11 protein-coding genes, 1 rRNA gene, 1 pseudogene and 1 riboswitch are annotated in these 14,098 nt (G+C 70.4%); of the genes and pseudogenes, 1 reads left to right on the top strand and 12 read right to left on the bottom strand.

Annotated elements, in window-relative coordinates; translation table 11 throughout:
- Positions 1-25: 25 nt before the first annotated feature.
- Positions 26-2,911 carry an aminomethyl-transferring glycine dehydrogenase gene (gcvP, locus tag E5083_RS27190; RefSeq protein ID WP_135788326.1) on the bottom strand — a complete coding sequence of 962 codons (2,886 nt, stop codon included), beginning with the start codon at positions 2,909-2,911 and terminating at the stop codon, positions 26-28.
- A 174-nt stretch (positions 2,912-3,085) separates the two neighbouring features.
- A riboswitch (glycine riboswitch) is annotated at positions 3,086-3,180 on the bottom strand.
- 119 nt (positions 3,181-3,299) lie between these two features.
- Here gcvP and E5083_RS27185 point away from each other — a divergent pair.
- Complete coding sequence (locus tag E5083_RS27185) at positions 3,300-3,674, top strand: PRC-barrel domain-containing protein (RefSeq protein WP_135788325.1); 375 nt, start codon at positions 3,300-3,302, stop codon at positions 3,672-3,674.
- Here E5083_RS27185 and E5083_RS27180 read toward each other — a convergent pair.
- The 11 genes and pseudogenes from E5083_RS27180 to rrf all read right to left on the bottom strand — a co-directional run bounded on the left by E5083_RS27180 (position 3,593) and on the right by rrf (position 14,089).
- A pseudogene (locus tag E5083_RS27180) lies at positions 3,593-5,072 on the bottom strand (DNA polymerase IV). The gene E5083_RS27185 and the pseudogene E5083_RS27180 sit on opposite strands and share 82 nt — an antisense overlap.
- A gap of 76 nt (positions 5,073-5,148) precedes the next feature.
- Entirely contained in the window at positions 5,149-5,832 is a 684-nt protein-coding gene (locus E5083_RS27175) for a MerR family transcriptional regulator (RefSeq protein WP_086695648.1), read from the bottom strand.
- A gap of 264 nt (positions 5,833-6,096) precedes the next feature.
- Positions 6,097-6,570 carry a bifunctional nuclease family protein gene (locus E5083_RS27170; RefSeq protein ID WP_004002801.1) on the bottom strand — a complete coding sequence of 158 codons (474 nt, stop codon included), beginning with the start codon at positions 6,568-6,570 and terminating at the stop codon, positions 6,097-6,099.
- A 97-nt stretch (positions 6,571-6,667) separates the two neighbouring features.
- Entirely contained in the window at positions 6,668-7,411 is a 744-nt protein-coding gene (ftsR, locus tag E5083_RS27165; protein WP_135788323.1) for a transcriptional regulator FtsR, read from the bottom strand.
- Between the two features lie 43 nt (positions 7,412-7,454).
- The gene (locus tag E5083_RS27160; RefSeq protein WP_078858438.1) at positions 7,455-8,327 is read right to left on the bottom strand and encodes an FHA domain-containing protein; all 873 of its coding nucleotides are present in this window, start codon (positions 8,325-8,327) and stop codon (positions 7,455-7,457) included.
- Positions 8,328-8,409: 82 nt separating this feature from the next.
- Positions 8,410-9,285, bottom strand: coding sequence for a DUF881 domain-containing protein (locus E5083_RS27155; RefSeq protein WP_135788322.1), 876 nt, complete (start codon positions 9,283-9,285; stop codon positions 8,410-8,412).
- Between the two features lie 5 nt (positions 9,286-9,290).
- Entirely contained in the window at positions 9,291-9,623 is a 333-nt protein-coding gene (locus tag E5083_RS27150; RefSeq protein WP_030808725.1) for a small basic family protein, read from the bottom strand.
- Positions 9,620-10,543 carry a DUF881 domain-containing protein gene (locus E5083_RS27145; protein WP_135788321.1) on the bottom strand — a complete coding sequence of 308 codons (924 nt, stop codon included), beginning with the start codon at positions 10,541-10,543 and terminating at the stop codon, positions 9,620-9,622. Before E5083_RS27145 ends, E5083_RS27150 begins: the two co-directional genes overlap by 4 nt.
- A gap of 101 nt (positions 10,544-10,644) precedes the next feature.
- Complete coding sequence (locus tag E5083_RS27140) at positions 10,645-13,140, bottom strand: mannose-1-phosphate guanyltransferase (protein WP_135788320.1); 2,496 nt, start codon at positions 13,138-13,140, stop codon at positions 10,645-10,647.
- A gap of 91 nt (positions 13,141-13,231) precedes the next feature.
- Entirely contained in the window at positions 13,232-13,864 is a 633-nt protein-coding gene (gene clsA / locus E5083_RS27135) for a cardiolipin synthase ClsA (protein WP_031181999.1), read from the bottom strand.
- A 108-nt stretch (positions 13,865-13,972) separates the two neighbouring features.
- A 5S ribosomal RNA gene (rrf, locus tag E5083_RS27130) occupies positions 13,973-14,089 on the bottom strand.
- Positions 14,090-14,098 lie beyond the last annotated feature (9 nt).

Genomic DNA, 14,098 nt, shown 5'->3' with positions numbered 1-14,098 from the left:
CAGGGGGCCTTCTTCATGCGCGCGCTCAGTCCTCGTACGCGTCCAGCGGCGGGCAGGAGCAGACCAGGTTGCGGTCGCCGAACGCCTGGTCGATACGGCGCACCGGCGGCCAGTACTTGTCGGCGGCCGAGACCCCGGCCGGGAAGACGGCCTCCTCACGGCTGTACGCGTGATTCCACTCGCCGCCCAGCGCGGCCGCGGTGTGCGGGGCGCCGCGCAGCGGGTTGTCCTCGGCGGGCCAGACGCCGGAGGCGACCTTCTCGATCTCCGCGCGGATGGCGATCATCGCGTCGCAGAACCGGTCCAGCTCGCCCAGGTCCTCGGACTCGGTCGGCTCGATCATCAGCGTGCCGGCCACCGGGAAGGACATGGTCGGCGCGTGGAAGCCGTAGTCGATCAGGCGCTTGGCCACGTCGTCCACGCTGACGCCGGTCGCCTTGGTCAGCGGGCGCAGGTCGATGATGCACTCGTGCGCGACCAGGCCGCCGGGGCCGGTGTAGAGCACCGGGAAGTGCGGCTCCAGGCGCTTGGCGATGTAGTTGGCGGAGAGCACGGCCACCTGGGTGGCGCGCTTGAGGCCCTCGCCGCCCATCAGGCGGACGTACGCCCAGGAGATGGGCAGGATGCCCGCGCTGCCCCAGGGCGCCGCCGAGATCGGGCCGACGCCCGTCTCCGGACCGGCCGCGGGCTGCATCGGGTGGTTGGGCAGGTACGGCCCCAGGTGGGCGCGGACCGCGACCGGGCCGACGCCGGGGCCGCCGCCGCCGTGCGGGATGCAGAACGTCTTGTGCAGGTTCAGGTGGGAGACGTCGCCGCCGAAGTGGCCGGGCTTGGCGAGGCCGACCAGGGCGTTGAGGTTGGCGCCGTCCACGTACACCTGGCCGCCCGCGTCGTGCACCTGGGCGCAGATGTCGGCGACGTGCTCCTCGAAGACGCCGTGCGTCGACGGGTAGGTGATCATCAGCACGGACAGCTCGTCGCGGTGCTGCTCGATCTTGGCGCGCAGGTCCTCGACGTCGATCTCGCCGTCCCCGGCGGTCTTCACGACGACCACCTTCATGCCGGCCATCACCGCGCTCGCCGCGTTGGTGCCGTGCGCGGAGGACGGGATGAGGCAGATGGTGCGCTGCGCGTCGCCGTTGGCCCGGTGGTAGGCGCGTACGGCGAGCAGTCCGGCCAGCTCGCCCTGGGACCCGGCGTTGGGCTGGAGGGAGACCTTGTCGTACCCGGTGACCTCGGCGAGCCGGTCCTCCAGCTCGCGGATGAGGGTCAGGTAGCCCTCGGCCTGCTCGGCGGGGGCGAAGGGGTGCAGCGCGCCGAACTCGGGCCAGGTGACCGGCTCCATCTCGGTGGTCGCGTTCAGCTTCATGGTGCAGGAGCCGAGCGGGATCATGCCCCGGTCGAGCGCGTAGTCCCGGTCGGACAGCTTGCGCAGGTAGCGCAGCATGGCCGTCTCGGAGCGGTGCTCGTGGAAGACCGGGTGGGTGAGGTAGTCGTCGGTGCGCAGCAGCGCCTCGGGCAGGGTGTCCCCGGCCGACCCGTCGAGCGCCTCGATGTCGCCCTCGACGCCGAAGGCGGCGAAGACGGCCTCGAGCTGGGCCCGGTTGGTGGTCTCGTCGCAGGCGAGGGAGACGTGGTCGGCGTCGACGAGGCGCAGGTTGACCCCGCCCTCGCGGGCGGCGGCGACGACCTCGGCGGCCCTGCCGGGCACGCGCGCGGTGAGGGTGTCGAAGTAGGCGCCGTGCACGATCTCCACACCGCCGGCGCGCAGGCCCTCGGCGAGGATCGTGGCGTAGCGGTGGGTGCGGCGGGCGATGGTCCGCAGGCCGTCGGGGCCGTGGTAGACGGCGTACATGCCGGCCATGACGGCGAGCAGCACCTGGGCGGTGCAGATGTTGCTGGTGGCCTTCTCGCGCCGGATGTGCTGCTCGCGGGTCTGCAGCGCGAGGCGGTACGCGCGGTGCCCGTCGGCGTCGACGGACACGCCGACCAGGCGGCCGGGCAGGCTGCGGGCGAACTTCTCGTGCACGGCCATGTAGCCGGCGTGCGGCCCGCCGAAGCCCATCGGGACGCCGAAGCGCTGGGTGGTGCCGATCGCGATGTCCGCGCCCAGCTCGCCCGGCGAGGTGAGCAGGGTGAGCGCCAGCAGGTCGGCGGCGACGGTGACCAGGGCGCCCAGCTCGTGCGCCTGCTCCACGACCGGCTTCAGGTCGCGTACGGCACCGGAGGCGCCCGGGTACTGGAGCAGCACGCCGGTGATGTCGCGCTCCGCGATGTCGGCCGGGATGCCCTCGCTCAGGTCCGCGACGACGACCTCGACACCGGCCGGCTCGGCACGGGTCTCGATGACGGCGATGGTCTGCGGCAGGGTGTCCGCGTCGACCAGGAAGAGGCCCTTCTTGTTCTTGCCCATGCGCCGGGACAGCGCCATCGCCTCGGCGGCGGCGGTGCCCTCGTCCAGCAGGGAGGCGCCGGAGGTGGGCAGCCCGGTGAGGTCCGCGACCATCGTCTGGAAGTTCAGCAGGGCCTCCAGCCGGCCCTGGGAGATCTCCGGCTGGTACGGCGTGTAGGCCGTGTACCAGGCGGGGTTCTCCATGACGTTGCGCAGGATGACCGGCGGGGTGAAGGTGCCGTAGTAGCCCAGGCCGATCATGGAGCCGAGGACCTGGTTGTGGTCGGCGAGACCGCGCAGCTCGGCGATCACCTCGGCCTCGGTGCGGGCACCGGGCAGGTCGAGCGCGTCGGCGTTCTTGATCACGTCCGGCACCGCGGCGGCGGTCAGCTCGTCCAGGGAGCCGTAGCCGACCTGCGCGAGCATCTTGGCCCGCGCCTCGTGGTCGGGCCCGATGTGGCGGTGCTCGAAGGGGATGCCCGCTTCGAGCTCGGCGAGCGGAATGCGAGGGGCGGTCATGTGCGGAGGCCTCCTGGTCTGACGCGACCTGCGAGGGGCACCACGGCTCGGGTGCCCACCGGCCTCCCCCTCTGTCATCTCGTACCTGAGAGCTTCACCGGGGGCCAGCGGACCCCGGCTTGCACCGTCGGTGAGAGCGGGAGCCATGGCGCCCGCCCTGCTTTCCAGAGTGACCTCGTCCGTGCGGTACGGGGGCCTGAGAGATTCCGGGGAGGAGTTGCTCCTTCGGCGCCTCCGAATGGCTCGGAGGACTCTCCCGCACGGGGTCAGCAGCCGACTTCAGCGTACCAGCGGGGTCCTGAGCGCGGCGTTCGAGTGGCCGCCCGGCTGATTCTGCTCTTTTGTAGTGCTTACGGATGAGTTGCGACCATGTGGAGGGAGAGGGATCGTGCAGACCGACATCGATCCGCGCAGCCTGATCGGCCGCAAGGCGTTCGACCGCGCCGGCACCAAGATCGGCACCATAGACGAGGTGTACCTCGACGACGCGACCGGCGTCCCGGAGTGGGCGGCGGTGCGCACCGGTCTCTTCTCCCGCGACGCGTTCGTCCCGCTGGAGCCCAGCGAACTGGTCGACGGCGCGCTCCGCGTCCCCTTCGAGCGCGCCCTCATCAAGGACGCCCCCGACTTCGGCGTGGGCCGCCACCTCTCCCCCGAGCAGGAACTCCAGCTCTACCACCACTACGGCCTCGACGTGGGCCCCTCCGCCAGGCCCACCCCGGACCGCGACTTCGGCAAGGTCGCGGGCACCGAGGAACCCTGAGGCACACTGTCTCCTCCCCGCATCCCCTCAGCCCCCGTCCGTCTCCCCCTCCGCGGCGGCCGCCTCCACCTGGGCCACCAGCGGGAGCGGGTCGGCCGGTTCCAGCCCGGCCTCGTCGGACCGGAACGTCCGTACCCGGCCCGGCGCGGAGAGCGGGGTCTCGAAGCGCACGGTGACCCGCCCGAGGCCGCTGCCCTGCACCCACCCGTGCCCGTACTCCGGGTGCCGTACGTCCTGGCCCGCCCGCCACTCCGGCGCGGCGGGCTCGGGTCTCTCCGGGCCGAAGTCGGAAACGCTCTCCTCCGGCGTCTCCTCGGCCAGTTCCCCCGCCGCCTGGGCGAACAGGTCCTCCTGGGTGTAGTCGGCCAGCCCCGACACGCCGACGCCCAGCAGCCGCACCCCGCCCGTGGTGTCCACGGAGTCCAGCAGCCGCGCGGCCGCCTCCCGGATGACCGAGGGGTCGTCCGTGGGCCCCCGCAGCGTCTCGGAGCGGGTCAGGGTGGAGAAGTCGTACCGCCGCACCTTGAGCACGATGGTGCGCCCGGAGAGTCCCGCCCCGCGCAGCCGCCGTACGCAGCGGTCGGCGAGCTTGCGGACCTCCAGGCCGATGCGGAGCCGGTCGTGGATGTCGACGGCGTAGGTGTCCTCCACCGACACCGACTTGGCCTCCCGCTCGGCCACCACCGGCCGGTCGTCGCGGGCCAGCGCCATCGCGTACAGCGCGTGTCCGTGGGCCTTGCCGAGCAGCCGGACCAGTTCGTCCTCGCCCGCCTCGGACAGCTCCAGCACGGTGGTGATCCCGGCGCGCCGCAGGTGGTCGCCGGTGGCGGGGCCGACGCCGGGCAGGGTGCGCACCGGCATCGGGGACAGCAGGGCGCGCTCGGTGCCCGGTTCGATGAGGACCAGGCCGTCGGGCTTGGCGCGCTCCGAGGCGATCTTGGCCAGCATCTTGGAGGCGGCGAGCCCCACCGACCCGGTCAGCCCCGTCACCGCCCGGATGTCGGCGCGCAGCCGGGCCCCGGCCTCCCGCGCCGACGCCTCGTCCCAGGCGGCGTTCCCCGCCTCCAGGTCCACGAACGCCTCGTCCAGGCTCAGCGGCTCCACCAGCGGGGACAACTCCCGCAGCAGCGCCATCACCTGGTCGCTGATCGACCGGTACAGCGCGAAACGCGGCATGAGGTACGCGGCGTTCGGCGCGAGCCGCCGGGCCTGCGCGGTGGGCATCGCCGAATGCACCCCGAACACCCGCGCCTCGTACGACGCGGTGGCCACCACCCCGCGCGGCCCGATCCCGCCCACCACCACGGCCTTCCCGCGCAGGCTCGGCTTGGATGCCTGCTCCACCGAGGCGAAGAAGGCGTCCATGTCGAGATGGAGGATGGTGGGCGCGTTTCTCACAGGTCCGATGCTGCACCACGCCACTGACAACGGCCCCCGCGCGGGGACGCCCTGTGGAAAACGGTGCCGGCCGGTCTCAGACGGCGCGGTTGCGCCGCCGCGCCAGTTCGTCGGCCGGGTTGTGCCCGATCAAGGTCTCCCCGGTGTCGACGCGCTCGCCGTGCAGCTGCGACAGGGCGCTCTCCACGTCCCGCCAGACCACGCCGACGGCGATCCCGAAGATGCCCTGGCCGCCCTGGAGCAGCGCGTGGACCTCGTCCGGGGAGGTGCACTCGTAGACCATGGCGCCGTCGCTCATCAGGGTCATGCGCTCCAGGTCGCGGAACCCGCGCTCCCTGAGGTGCTGTACGGCCGAGCGGATGTTCTGGAGCGAGACGCCGGTGTCCAGGAACCGCTTGACGATCTTCAGCACGACCACGTCGCGGAAGCTGTACAGCCGTTGCGTACCCGAACCGTGCGCGGGCCGCACACTGGGCTCGACCAGTCCCGTACGGGCCCAGTAGTCGAGCTGCCGGTAGGTGATCCCGGCGGCCGCACAGGCCGTGGGACCGCGGTATCCGATCTCCTCGGACGTCATGGCCGCCGCCCCTTCACCGTCAGGCACCACCGTCGGCCGCTGCGGAGCGTGATCGGCCACGCCGCCGAGCTGTGGGTGTCCCCCGCCCGGCCGAAACCGTGCGCTCGGGGGAAGGTACGGGCCGCTGTCCCCAAAACCGTGTCCGGGGGCACCCCCAGCCGTACCGTCGCCGCTCATCCTCACGCCGACCTCCGTCCTTGACCTGCCTTGTCGACGGTAGGCAGTCACCAGGGGTGCGTCAACGATCGCCACACTCGGCACGCCGAGTGATAATCACCCTGAGAGTGGTTTCTCGTGTCCCACCGCGGGGAAAGGCTAGCCGAATGCGCTCGCGGAGAGGCGTAGGACGCTCTCACGGGACACGGGCATGTGCCCTCGCTCGGGCGTCACAGCGCGCCACGAGCCGGCCGCACGCGGACCCTTCGTCCACCCGGCCGGCCCCCGGCGTCACTGGCTGCTGGTACCGAAGTCCTCGGGCGAGATCTGGTCGAGGAACTCGCGGAACTTCTCCACCTCGTCCTCCTGCTCGTCCGGAATGGCGATGCCCGCGTCGTCCAGCACCCCGTCACTGCCGTAGATCGGCGTGCCGGTGCGCAGAGCGAGCGCTATGGCGTCGGACGGCCGCGCGCTCACCTCGACCCCGCTGGCGAACACCAGCTCCGCGTAGAAGACACCCTCTCGCAGATCGGTGATGCGTACTTCGGTCAGCTCCTGGCCGACCGCCTCCAGCACGTCCTTGAACAGGTCGTGCGTCAGCGGACGCGCGGGAGCCATGCCCTGCTGGGCGAAGGCGATCGCGGTCGCCTCCCCCGGCCCGATCCAGATGGGGAGGTAGCGGTCGCCTCCCACTTCGCGCAGGAGCACGATCGGTTGGTTGGAGGGCATTTCGACCCGGACACCTACGACATCGAGCTCGTTCACACAGCAACCCTAGGCCGTGCCCGGGACGTTTGGGTAGTCGGGCCGGGAACAGGTGGGCGATCCGGCGCAAGCCGACCGGGTCGGGGCACACCGCCCCTCAGGGCAGCCGCACCCCGAGCGCGGCCTTCACCAGCGCCGAGTGCAGCTTCATGGTGAGCGCCGCCAGTTCCCTGGTACGGGCCTCGGCGAGCGTCCTGGTCTGCGGGTTGCGGTGCCGCTTCAGGGGGGCGACGACCTGGTCGACCAGCCCCGCCTCGCGCTCGGCGGCCGCCTTCATCACCCGCAGATGGCGGGGCTCGATGCCGAACCGGCCCAGTTCGGCCACCAGCGCGGCCACGGTGACGGCCTCGGCGTCGTACACGCCGTCGGCCAGGGGGGAGAGGAGCCCGTACGACTCCCACTCGCGCAGGTCGGCCTCGTCGATGCCGGCCGCCGCCAGCAGTTCGTCCCGGCCGATCCGGGCGACGGTGGACCGCTCGGCCTCCGCCGGCTCGTGGTCGCCGTCGCCGCTGCGCTGCCGGCCGACCACGGGCAAGGGGGCGGCCTCGCCGCGCTCCATGGCGTCCAGATGCTCCCGGATCACCTTGAGCGGCAGATAGTGGTCCCGCTGCATCCTGAGGACATGGCCGAGGCGCTCCACGTCACGGGGGCTGAACTTGCGGTACCCCGACGGGGTCCGCTGCGGCTCGATGAGCCCCTCCGACTCCAGGAAGCGGATCTTGGAGATGGTGACTTCGGGGAACTCGTCGCGCAGCACGTTCAGCACCGTGCCGATGCTCATCAGCCCACTGTCCCTGGCGGCGGTACCGCTTCCGGCACCGCCGCTCGGTGTTTGAAGCATGGACCTTCCCTGGGGTTCCCCCGGACGGGCGCCCGGGGGTGGGTCAGACTCCTTGCCGGCTCGCGTAGAAGACCAGCCGGTACTTGCCGATCTGCACCTCGTCACCGTTGGCCAGCGCCACCTGGTCGATCCGCTCGCGGTTGACGTAGGTGCCGTTGAGGCTGCCCACGTCGGCCACCGTGAAGGAACCGTCGGGCGAGCGGCGGAACTCCACATGGCTTCGGGAGACCGTCACGTCGTCCAGGAAGATGTCGCTCTGCGGGTGACGCCCCGCGGTGGTCAGGTCACTGTCCAGCAGGAAGCGGCTGCCGGAGTTCGGACCCCGGCGGACCACCAGCAGCGCCGAGCCGATGGGCAGCGCGTCGACCGCCGCCTGCGCCTCGGGAGACAGCATCGGCATCGCCGTCTGACCGGTGACCTCCGAGTCGTACGCCTCGATGCCGGAGATGGAGATCGTGGACGTGGTCTCCGACGGACGCTCCGGCGCCACACCGGGACGCAGGGGCGCGCCGCAGTGGGAGCAGAAACGGGCGTTCTCCGCGTTGCGGTTCCCGCACCTCGTACACACCAGGGCCGACATGGACGGAGCCTCCTGCCGCGACGGTTGCCCGAAACCTATGCCGCCGCCCTGGCCAGGGTCAACGGACGCCGCGCCCTGTCCCCCGGAAGTGCCACCACCCGGACCAGCCACCTGGTCCCGGAACAGCGGACGCTGTCCTTCCTCGTCGGGCTGTGCGCGATGACGGGCCGTCGCGTTCTCGTTGCCCTCTCGCGCGCTCTTGCCGAACAACTTCCCAAACAACTTCACGGGCGATTCCCCTTGACCGAAACAGACCCGCCCGTGGGGCAGGACGAACCCAGAATGCCTACACCGACCGATCCGGACATCTTCACAACGTCCGTATCCACCCGACAGTTTCCACCACGCACCACCCCTTCGGTGCGGCGACCCCCCGCAACCTCATGCCCCCGCCCGACGCCGCCCATGCACCGCCGGTTCACCGGGAGGACGACCGAGCGTAGTCAGGCAGCTTCGCTTGCCGCAAGGCATCCACGGCGATCTTGTCCGAGCGCTCCACACTCACCGTGGCCTGCTCCTTCTCCAAGCTCTGCACCACGCCTCCAGGGATGTTCAACGCCGGTTCGAGGTCCTGCGGCTTGCCGATGACCTTGAAACGATAAGGGGCGTTGATCTTGTTCCCGTCGACCGCGACACCACCGTCGGTGTCCGAGAAGTAGGTGTTCGCCACCACGCGCACCCCGTTGACCTGTATCGCCTCGGCACCAGCCGCGCGCAGCTCCTGGATCGCGTCGAGCAGCATGTCGGACTCGACAGCTCCCTTCGTGTCCTGGACGGTCATCGTGATGCCGGGACCGGTGGCGCCCACGGTGCCCGCGAGTATGCCGAGTTGGCGCTCCTTCTCGGCGGTCTGCCTGCGCGCCTCCGCGGCCTGGTCGGAGCTGCTCTGCAACTCCTGACGCTGCTTCTCCAGTCCCTGCTTCTCGTCCTCAAGACGCTGAGTACGGTCGTCCAGTTCATCGAGGATGCGGACCAGATCCTCCTGGCGGGCCCCGCGCAGCGCGCTGTCGCCGTCGCTGTTGGAGGCCACCTGCACGGCCAGCCCGAAACCGAGCCCGAACAGCAGCAGCGCCACGATGAGTTGGGCGCGCGTCAGCCGGGGCGGCCAGAGGCCGTCGATCAGCCGCTGACGCCCGGTGAGCTGCGGCTCGGGCGCCTGCTCCGACGCGGGTTCGGCGGGGCGTGGTCCGGGCGCGGGCTCCGGGTCCGGCCGGGGCGCGGGGGTCCGGGGCGGCAGCTCCGCGGGGAGTTCCTTGCGCAGCCCGTTCTCCGGCCGCTCCTCCTGGTCGCTCATCCCGCTCACGCCCGGAAGACGTGGCGCCGGATCGCCGCCGCGTTGGAGAAGATCCGGATGCCCAGGACCACCACGACACCGGTGGACAACTGCGCGCCCACGCCCAGCTCGTCGCCCAGGAACACGATCAGCGCGGCCACGACCACGTTGGACAGGAACGACACCACGAAGACCTTGTCGTCGAAGATGCCGTCGAGCATCGCCCGCAGCCCGCCGAACACGGCGTCCAGCGCCGCCACGACGGCGATGGGCAGATACGGCTCGACCACCGCCGGAACCTCGGGCCGGACCAACAGTCCGGCCACCACTCCCACGACGAGGCCCAGTACGGCGATCACGATGTGCCCTTCTCAGTCTGCTCGGCCTGCTCGGCGCTCGGCTGTGCTGTTCGTACGATCACACTCGGTGCGGCGGGCAACCGGACGTCGCCCTCCGTGGAGATGGCGGTGCGGATACCGAAGTTGTCCTGGAGTGCGTGCAGATACAACCCGTCGGCGCTGTTCTGGAACGCGGTACTCAGCTTCTGCCCGTCCCCCACCGCCAGCACCGTGTACGGCGGCACCAGCGGCCTGTTGTCGACCAGTATCGCGTCACCCGCGGCCCTGATCGCGGACAGGGCGGTCAGCCGCTGCCCGTTGATGGACACCGCCTCCGCGCCGGACGCCCACAGCCCGTTGACCACGCGCTGCATGTCCCGGTCACGTACCCGCCCGGTGTCGGAGAAGCCGGCGGACTCGCGGGGATTGGTGCCGTCTCCCCCGCTGCTCGCCTCCTTGGCGTCGTTCACCACGAGCTTCACGCCGGGCCCGTGCACGGCGGTGGCGCCCGACAGCAGACTCACCAGGTCCGCCTGGCTGCCACCGGACTGCCGCAGCGCCGCCCGCTGCCGTGCCCCGACGTCCTCGCGGAGCCGGTCGACGCCGCTCTCCAGCTTGTCCGCGGCGGTGGTCTCCCGGTCGATGCGGTCGATCAGCTCCTGGCGCTCCTTGGCCACCACGGGAGCCGCGACATGCGCCTGCGACGCCCCGACCGTCACCACCAGGGCCGCGAGCACGAGGCCGCCCGCGAGGCCCAGCTTGGCCCGGAGGGTCTTCGGCAGACCGCCCTCACCCAGGGACTTCCGGCGCGCGGCGGCCTCGGCGTACCCGTCGTCGAGGCTGTGGTCCATCACGTTGGTGATCAACGACATGGAGGCGTCCGGGCGCCTCGGCCGCGCGGGGCTGCTCCGAACGGGGGGTTGCTGCGGCATGCCGCACATCGTCGCATGCCGCGAGCGGTGTCCTCGAACGAGCCCCATACAGCTGCCGGACAGCACCCCCGGCGGGGCACTGTCCGGCAGCCGCGGAGCGTTCGGGGGGATCAGCGGCCGGCGCTGTCCACCACGGCCGACCACTCGTCCAGCAGGGCCTGCGCGGAGGCGTCGTCGGGGCCCTCCGCCCACAGGTGCGTGACGGCCTCGGCCGGGTCGGGCAGGACCATCACCCAGCGGCCGTCGCTCTCCACGACCCGCACGCCGTCCGTGGTGTCCACGGACCGGTCGCCGGCCGCCTCGACGACGCTGCGCATGACCAGCCCCTTGACCGCCCACGGCGTCGCCAGGTCCCGCTTGAGCACATGCGCCCGCGGAATCCGGGCGTCGATCTGGCTCAGGGTGAGCTGCGTCCGCGCCACCAGCCCGATCAGCCGCACGAACGCCGCCGTGCCGTCGTAGACGCTGCTGAACTCGGGGACGATGAAGCCGCCCATGCCGTCACCGCCGAAGATGGTCTCCTCCTCGCCGCCGACCCGCGTGAGGTCGTCCGGCGAGGTGGTCGTCCACTCCACCTGGGTGCCGTGGTACGCGGCCACCTGCTCCGCGATCCGGGTCGTGGTCACCGGCAGCGCCACCCGCCCGCTGCGCCGCTCGGCGGCGACCAGGTCGAGCATCACCAGCAGCGCCCGGTCGTCCTCGATGATGCTGCCCTTCTCGTCCACGAGCGACAGCCGCTCGCCGACGGGGTCGAACCGCACACCGAACGCCGCCCCGGAGGAGGCCACGATCTCGCCGAGCCGCTCCAGGCCCTTGCGCCGTATCTCGGCGGTCTCGGTGGGCCGGGACTCGTCCAGACCGGGGTTGATGGTCAGCGAGTCCACGCCGAGCTTGCCGAGCAGGCTGGGCAGCACCAGGCCGGCGCTGCCGTTGGAGGCGTCGACGACGACCTTCAGCCCGGACTCGGCGATCCCGGTCGTGTCCACGTTCCGCAGCAGCGACCCGGTGTACGAGTCGTAGACGCTGGAAGGGAAGTGCAGGTCACCGATCTCGCCGGGGAACGCCCGCCGGTACTCCTGGCGCGCGAACACCCGGTCCAGCTTGCGCTGGCTGCCCTGGGAGAGGTCCGCGCCCTTGGCGTCGAAGAACATGATGTCCACGGAGTCCGGCACACCGGGCGAGGTCCGGATCATGATGCCGCCGGAGCTGCCGCGCGCGGTCTGCTGCCGGGCCACGGGCAGCGGCACGTTCTCCAGGTCGCGCACGTCGATCGCGCTCGCCTGGAGCGCCGAGATCACCGCACGCTTGAGCGCACGGGCGCCTCGGGAGTGGTCACGGGCCGTGGTGACCGTGGTGCCCTTCTTCAGCGTGGTGGCGTACGCGCCGGCCAGCCGTACGGCCAGCTCCGGAGTGATCTCCACGTTCAGGATGCCGGTGACCCCGCGCGCCCCGAAGAGGTGCGCCTGGCCCCTGGACTCCCAGATGACCGACGTGTTGACGAAGGCGCCGGCCTCGACGGTCTTGAACGGGTACACCCGGACGTTGCCCTGGATGATCGACTCCTCGCCGATCAGGCACTCGTCACCGATGACCGCGCCGTCCTCGATCCGCGCGGCCCGCATGATGTCGGTGTTCTTGCCGACCACACAGCCGCGGAGATTGCTCTGCTGTCCGACGTACACGTTGTCGGCGACGACGGCCTTGTGCAGGAAGGCGCCGCTCTTGACGACCACGTTGGAGCCGATGACGGAGTGCTCGCGAATCTCCGCGCCCGCCTCGACCTTGGCGTAGTCACCGATGTACAGCGGACCGCGCAGCACCGCGTCGGGGTGCACCTCGGCACCCTCGGCGACCCAGACGCCGGGCGAGATCTCGAATCCGTCGATGTCGACGTCGACCTTGCCCTCGAGCACGTCGGCCTGGGCCTTCACATAGCTCTCGTGGGTGCCGACGTCCTCCCAGTAGCCCTCGGCGATGTAGCCGTAGACGGGCTTGCCCTCCTTCATCAACTGGGGGAAGACATCTCCGGACCAGTCGACGGGGACATCGGGATCGACATAGTCGAACACCTCGGGCTCCATCACATAGATGCCCGTGTTCACCGTGTCGGAGAAGACCTGGCCCCAGGTCGGCTTCTCGAGGAAGCGCTCGACCTTGCCCTCCTCGTCCACGATGGTGATGCCGAACTCCAGCGGATTGGGGACCCGGGTCAGGCAGACCGTGACCAGGGCTCCCTTCTCCTTGTGGAAGTTGATCAGCTCGGTGAGGTCGAAGTCGGTCAGAGCGTCACCGGAAATGACGAGGAAGGCGTCGTCCTTGAGCGCGTCCTCGGCGTTCTTGACGCTTCCGGCGGTACCGAGTGGCTTCTCCTCATTGGCATACGTGAGCTCCATGCCGAGTTCTTCGCCGTCACCGAAGTAGTTCTTGACGAGCGACGCCAGGAACTGCACGGTGACCACGGTCTCGTTGAGCCCATGCTTTTTGAGCAACCTGAGCACGTGCTCCATGATCGGGCGGTTCGCCACGGGCAGGAGCGGCTTGGGCATGCTAGAGGTCATGGGGCGCAGGCGTGTGCCTTCGCCTCCGGCCATCACGACGGCCTTCATGTCGGAAGCGTCCTCCTCGAAGAGACGACGGTCTAGCCGACTTCACCCGTCCAGATTGTCCCGCACTTTTACGTCGCGGGCCATCGAAGCGTCACGTCGTGGACGATCTCGGAGTTCCGTCGGCCAACGAGTCCGCGCGCACCAGACGGCGGACCTGGACCATATAAAGCACTCCTGCCCACCAATACAGGGTTGTACCCCATCCGGCGAACGCCCATCCGAAAACAGCGGCGAGTGACGCGATCCAACCGCTTCCGTCGCTGAGCAGCAGCAACGGGAAGGCATACATCAGGTTGAAGGTGGCCGCCTTCCCGAGGAAGTTCACCTGGGGCGGCGGATAGCCGTGCCGGCGGAGGATACCGACCATCACCAGCAGAACCAGTTCCCGGGCCAGCAGCAGCGCGGTCAGCCACAGCGGCAGGATCTCCCGCCAGGTGAGGCCGAGGAGCGTGGAAAGGACATAGAGCCGGTCGGCGGCCGGGTCGAGAAGTCGGCCGAGGCTGCTGACCTGGTTCCAGCGCCGGGCGAGCTTGCCGTCCAGATAGTCGCTGACCCCGCTCAGTGCCAGGACCAGGAGAGCCCAGCCATCACTCTTGGGACCTCCGAACTCGGGCCGGAGGATCAGCCACAGGAACAGCGGGACACCGGCGAGCCGGGCCATGCTGAGGATGTTGGGGATGGTGAGGACCCGGTCCGTCTGGACACGGGTCTCCTGGACCTCCACCCGGAAGCCTCCTGTACGAAAGTGACGACAACGCACCCTGACCCTACCGCAACGCAAAAAAGCTCCGGCTCTCGGGCTGTATGCCCAAGAGCCGGAGCTGTAAAAGGAGTTCGGCGGCGTCCTACTCTCCCACAGGGTCCCCCCTGCAGTACCATCGGCGCTGTGAGGCTTAGCTTCCGGGTTCGGAATGTAACCGGGCGTTTCCCTCACGCTATGACCACCGAAACACTATGA

It is taken from the genome of Streptomyces bauhiniae (assembly GCF_004784475.1).
Taxonomy (GTDB): Bacteria; Actinomycetota; Actinomycetes; order Streptomycetales; family Streptomycetaceae; genus Streptomyces; species Streptomyces seoulensis.
This window is presented reverse-complemented; position numbering and strand designations above follow the sequence as displayed.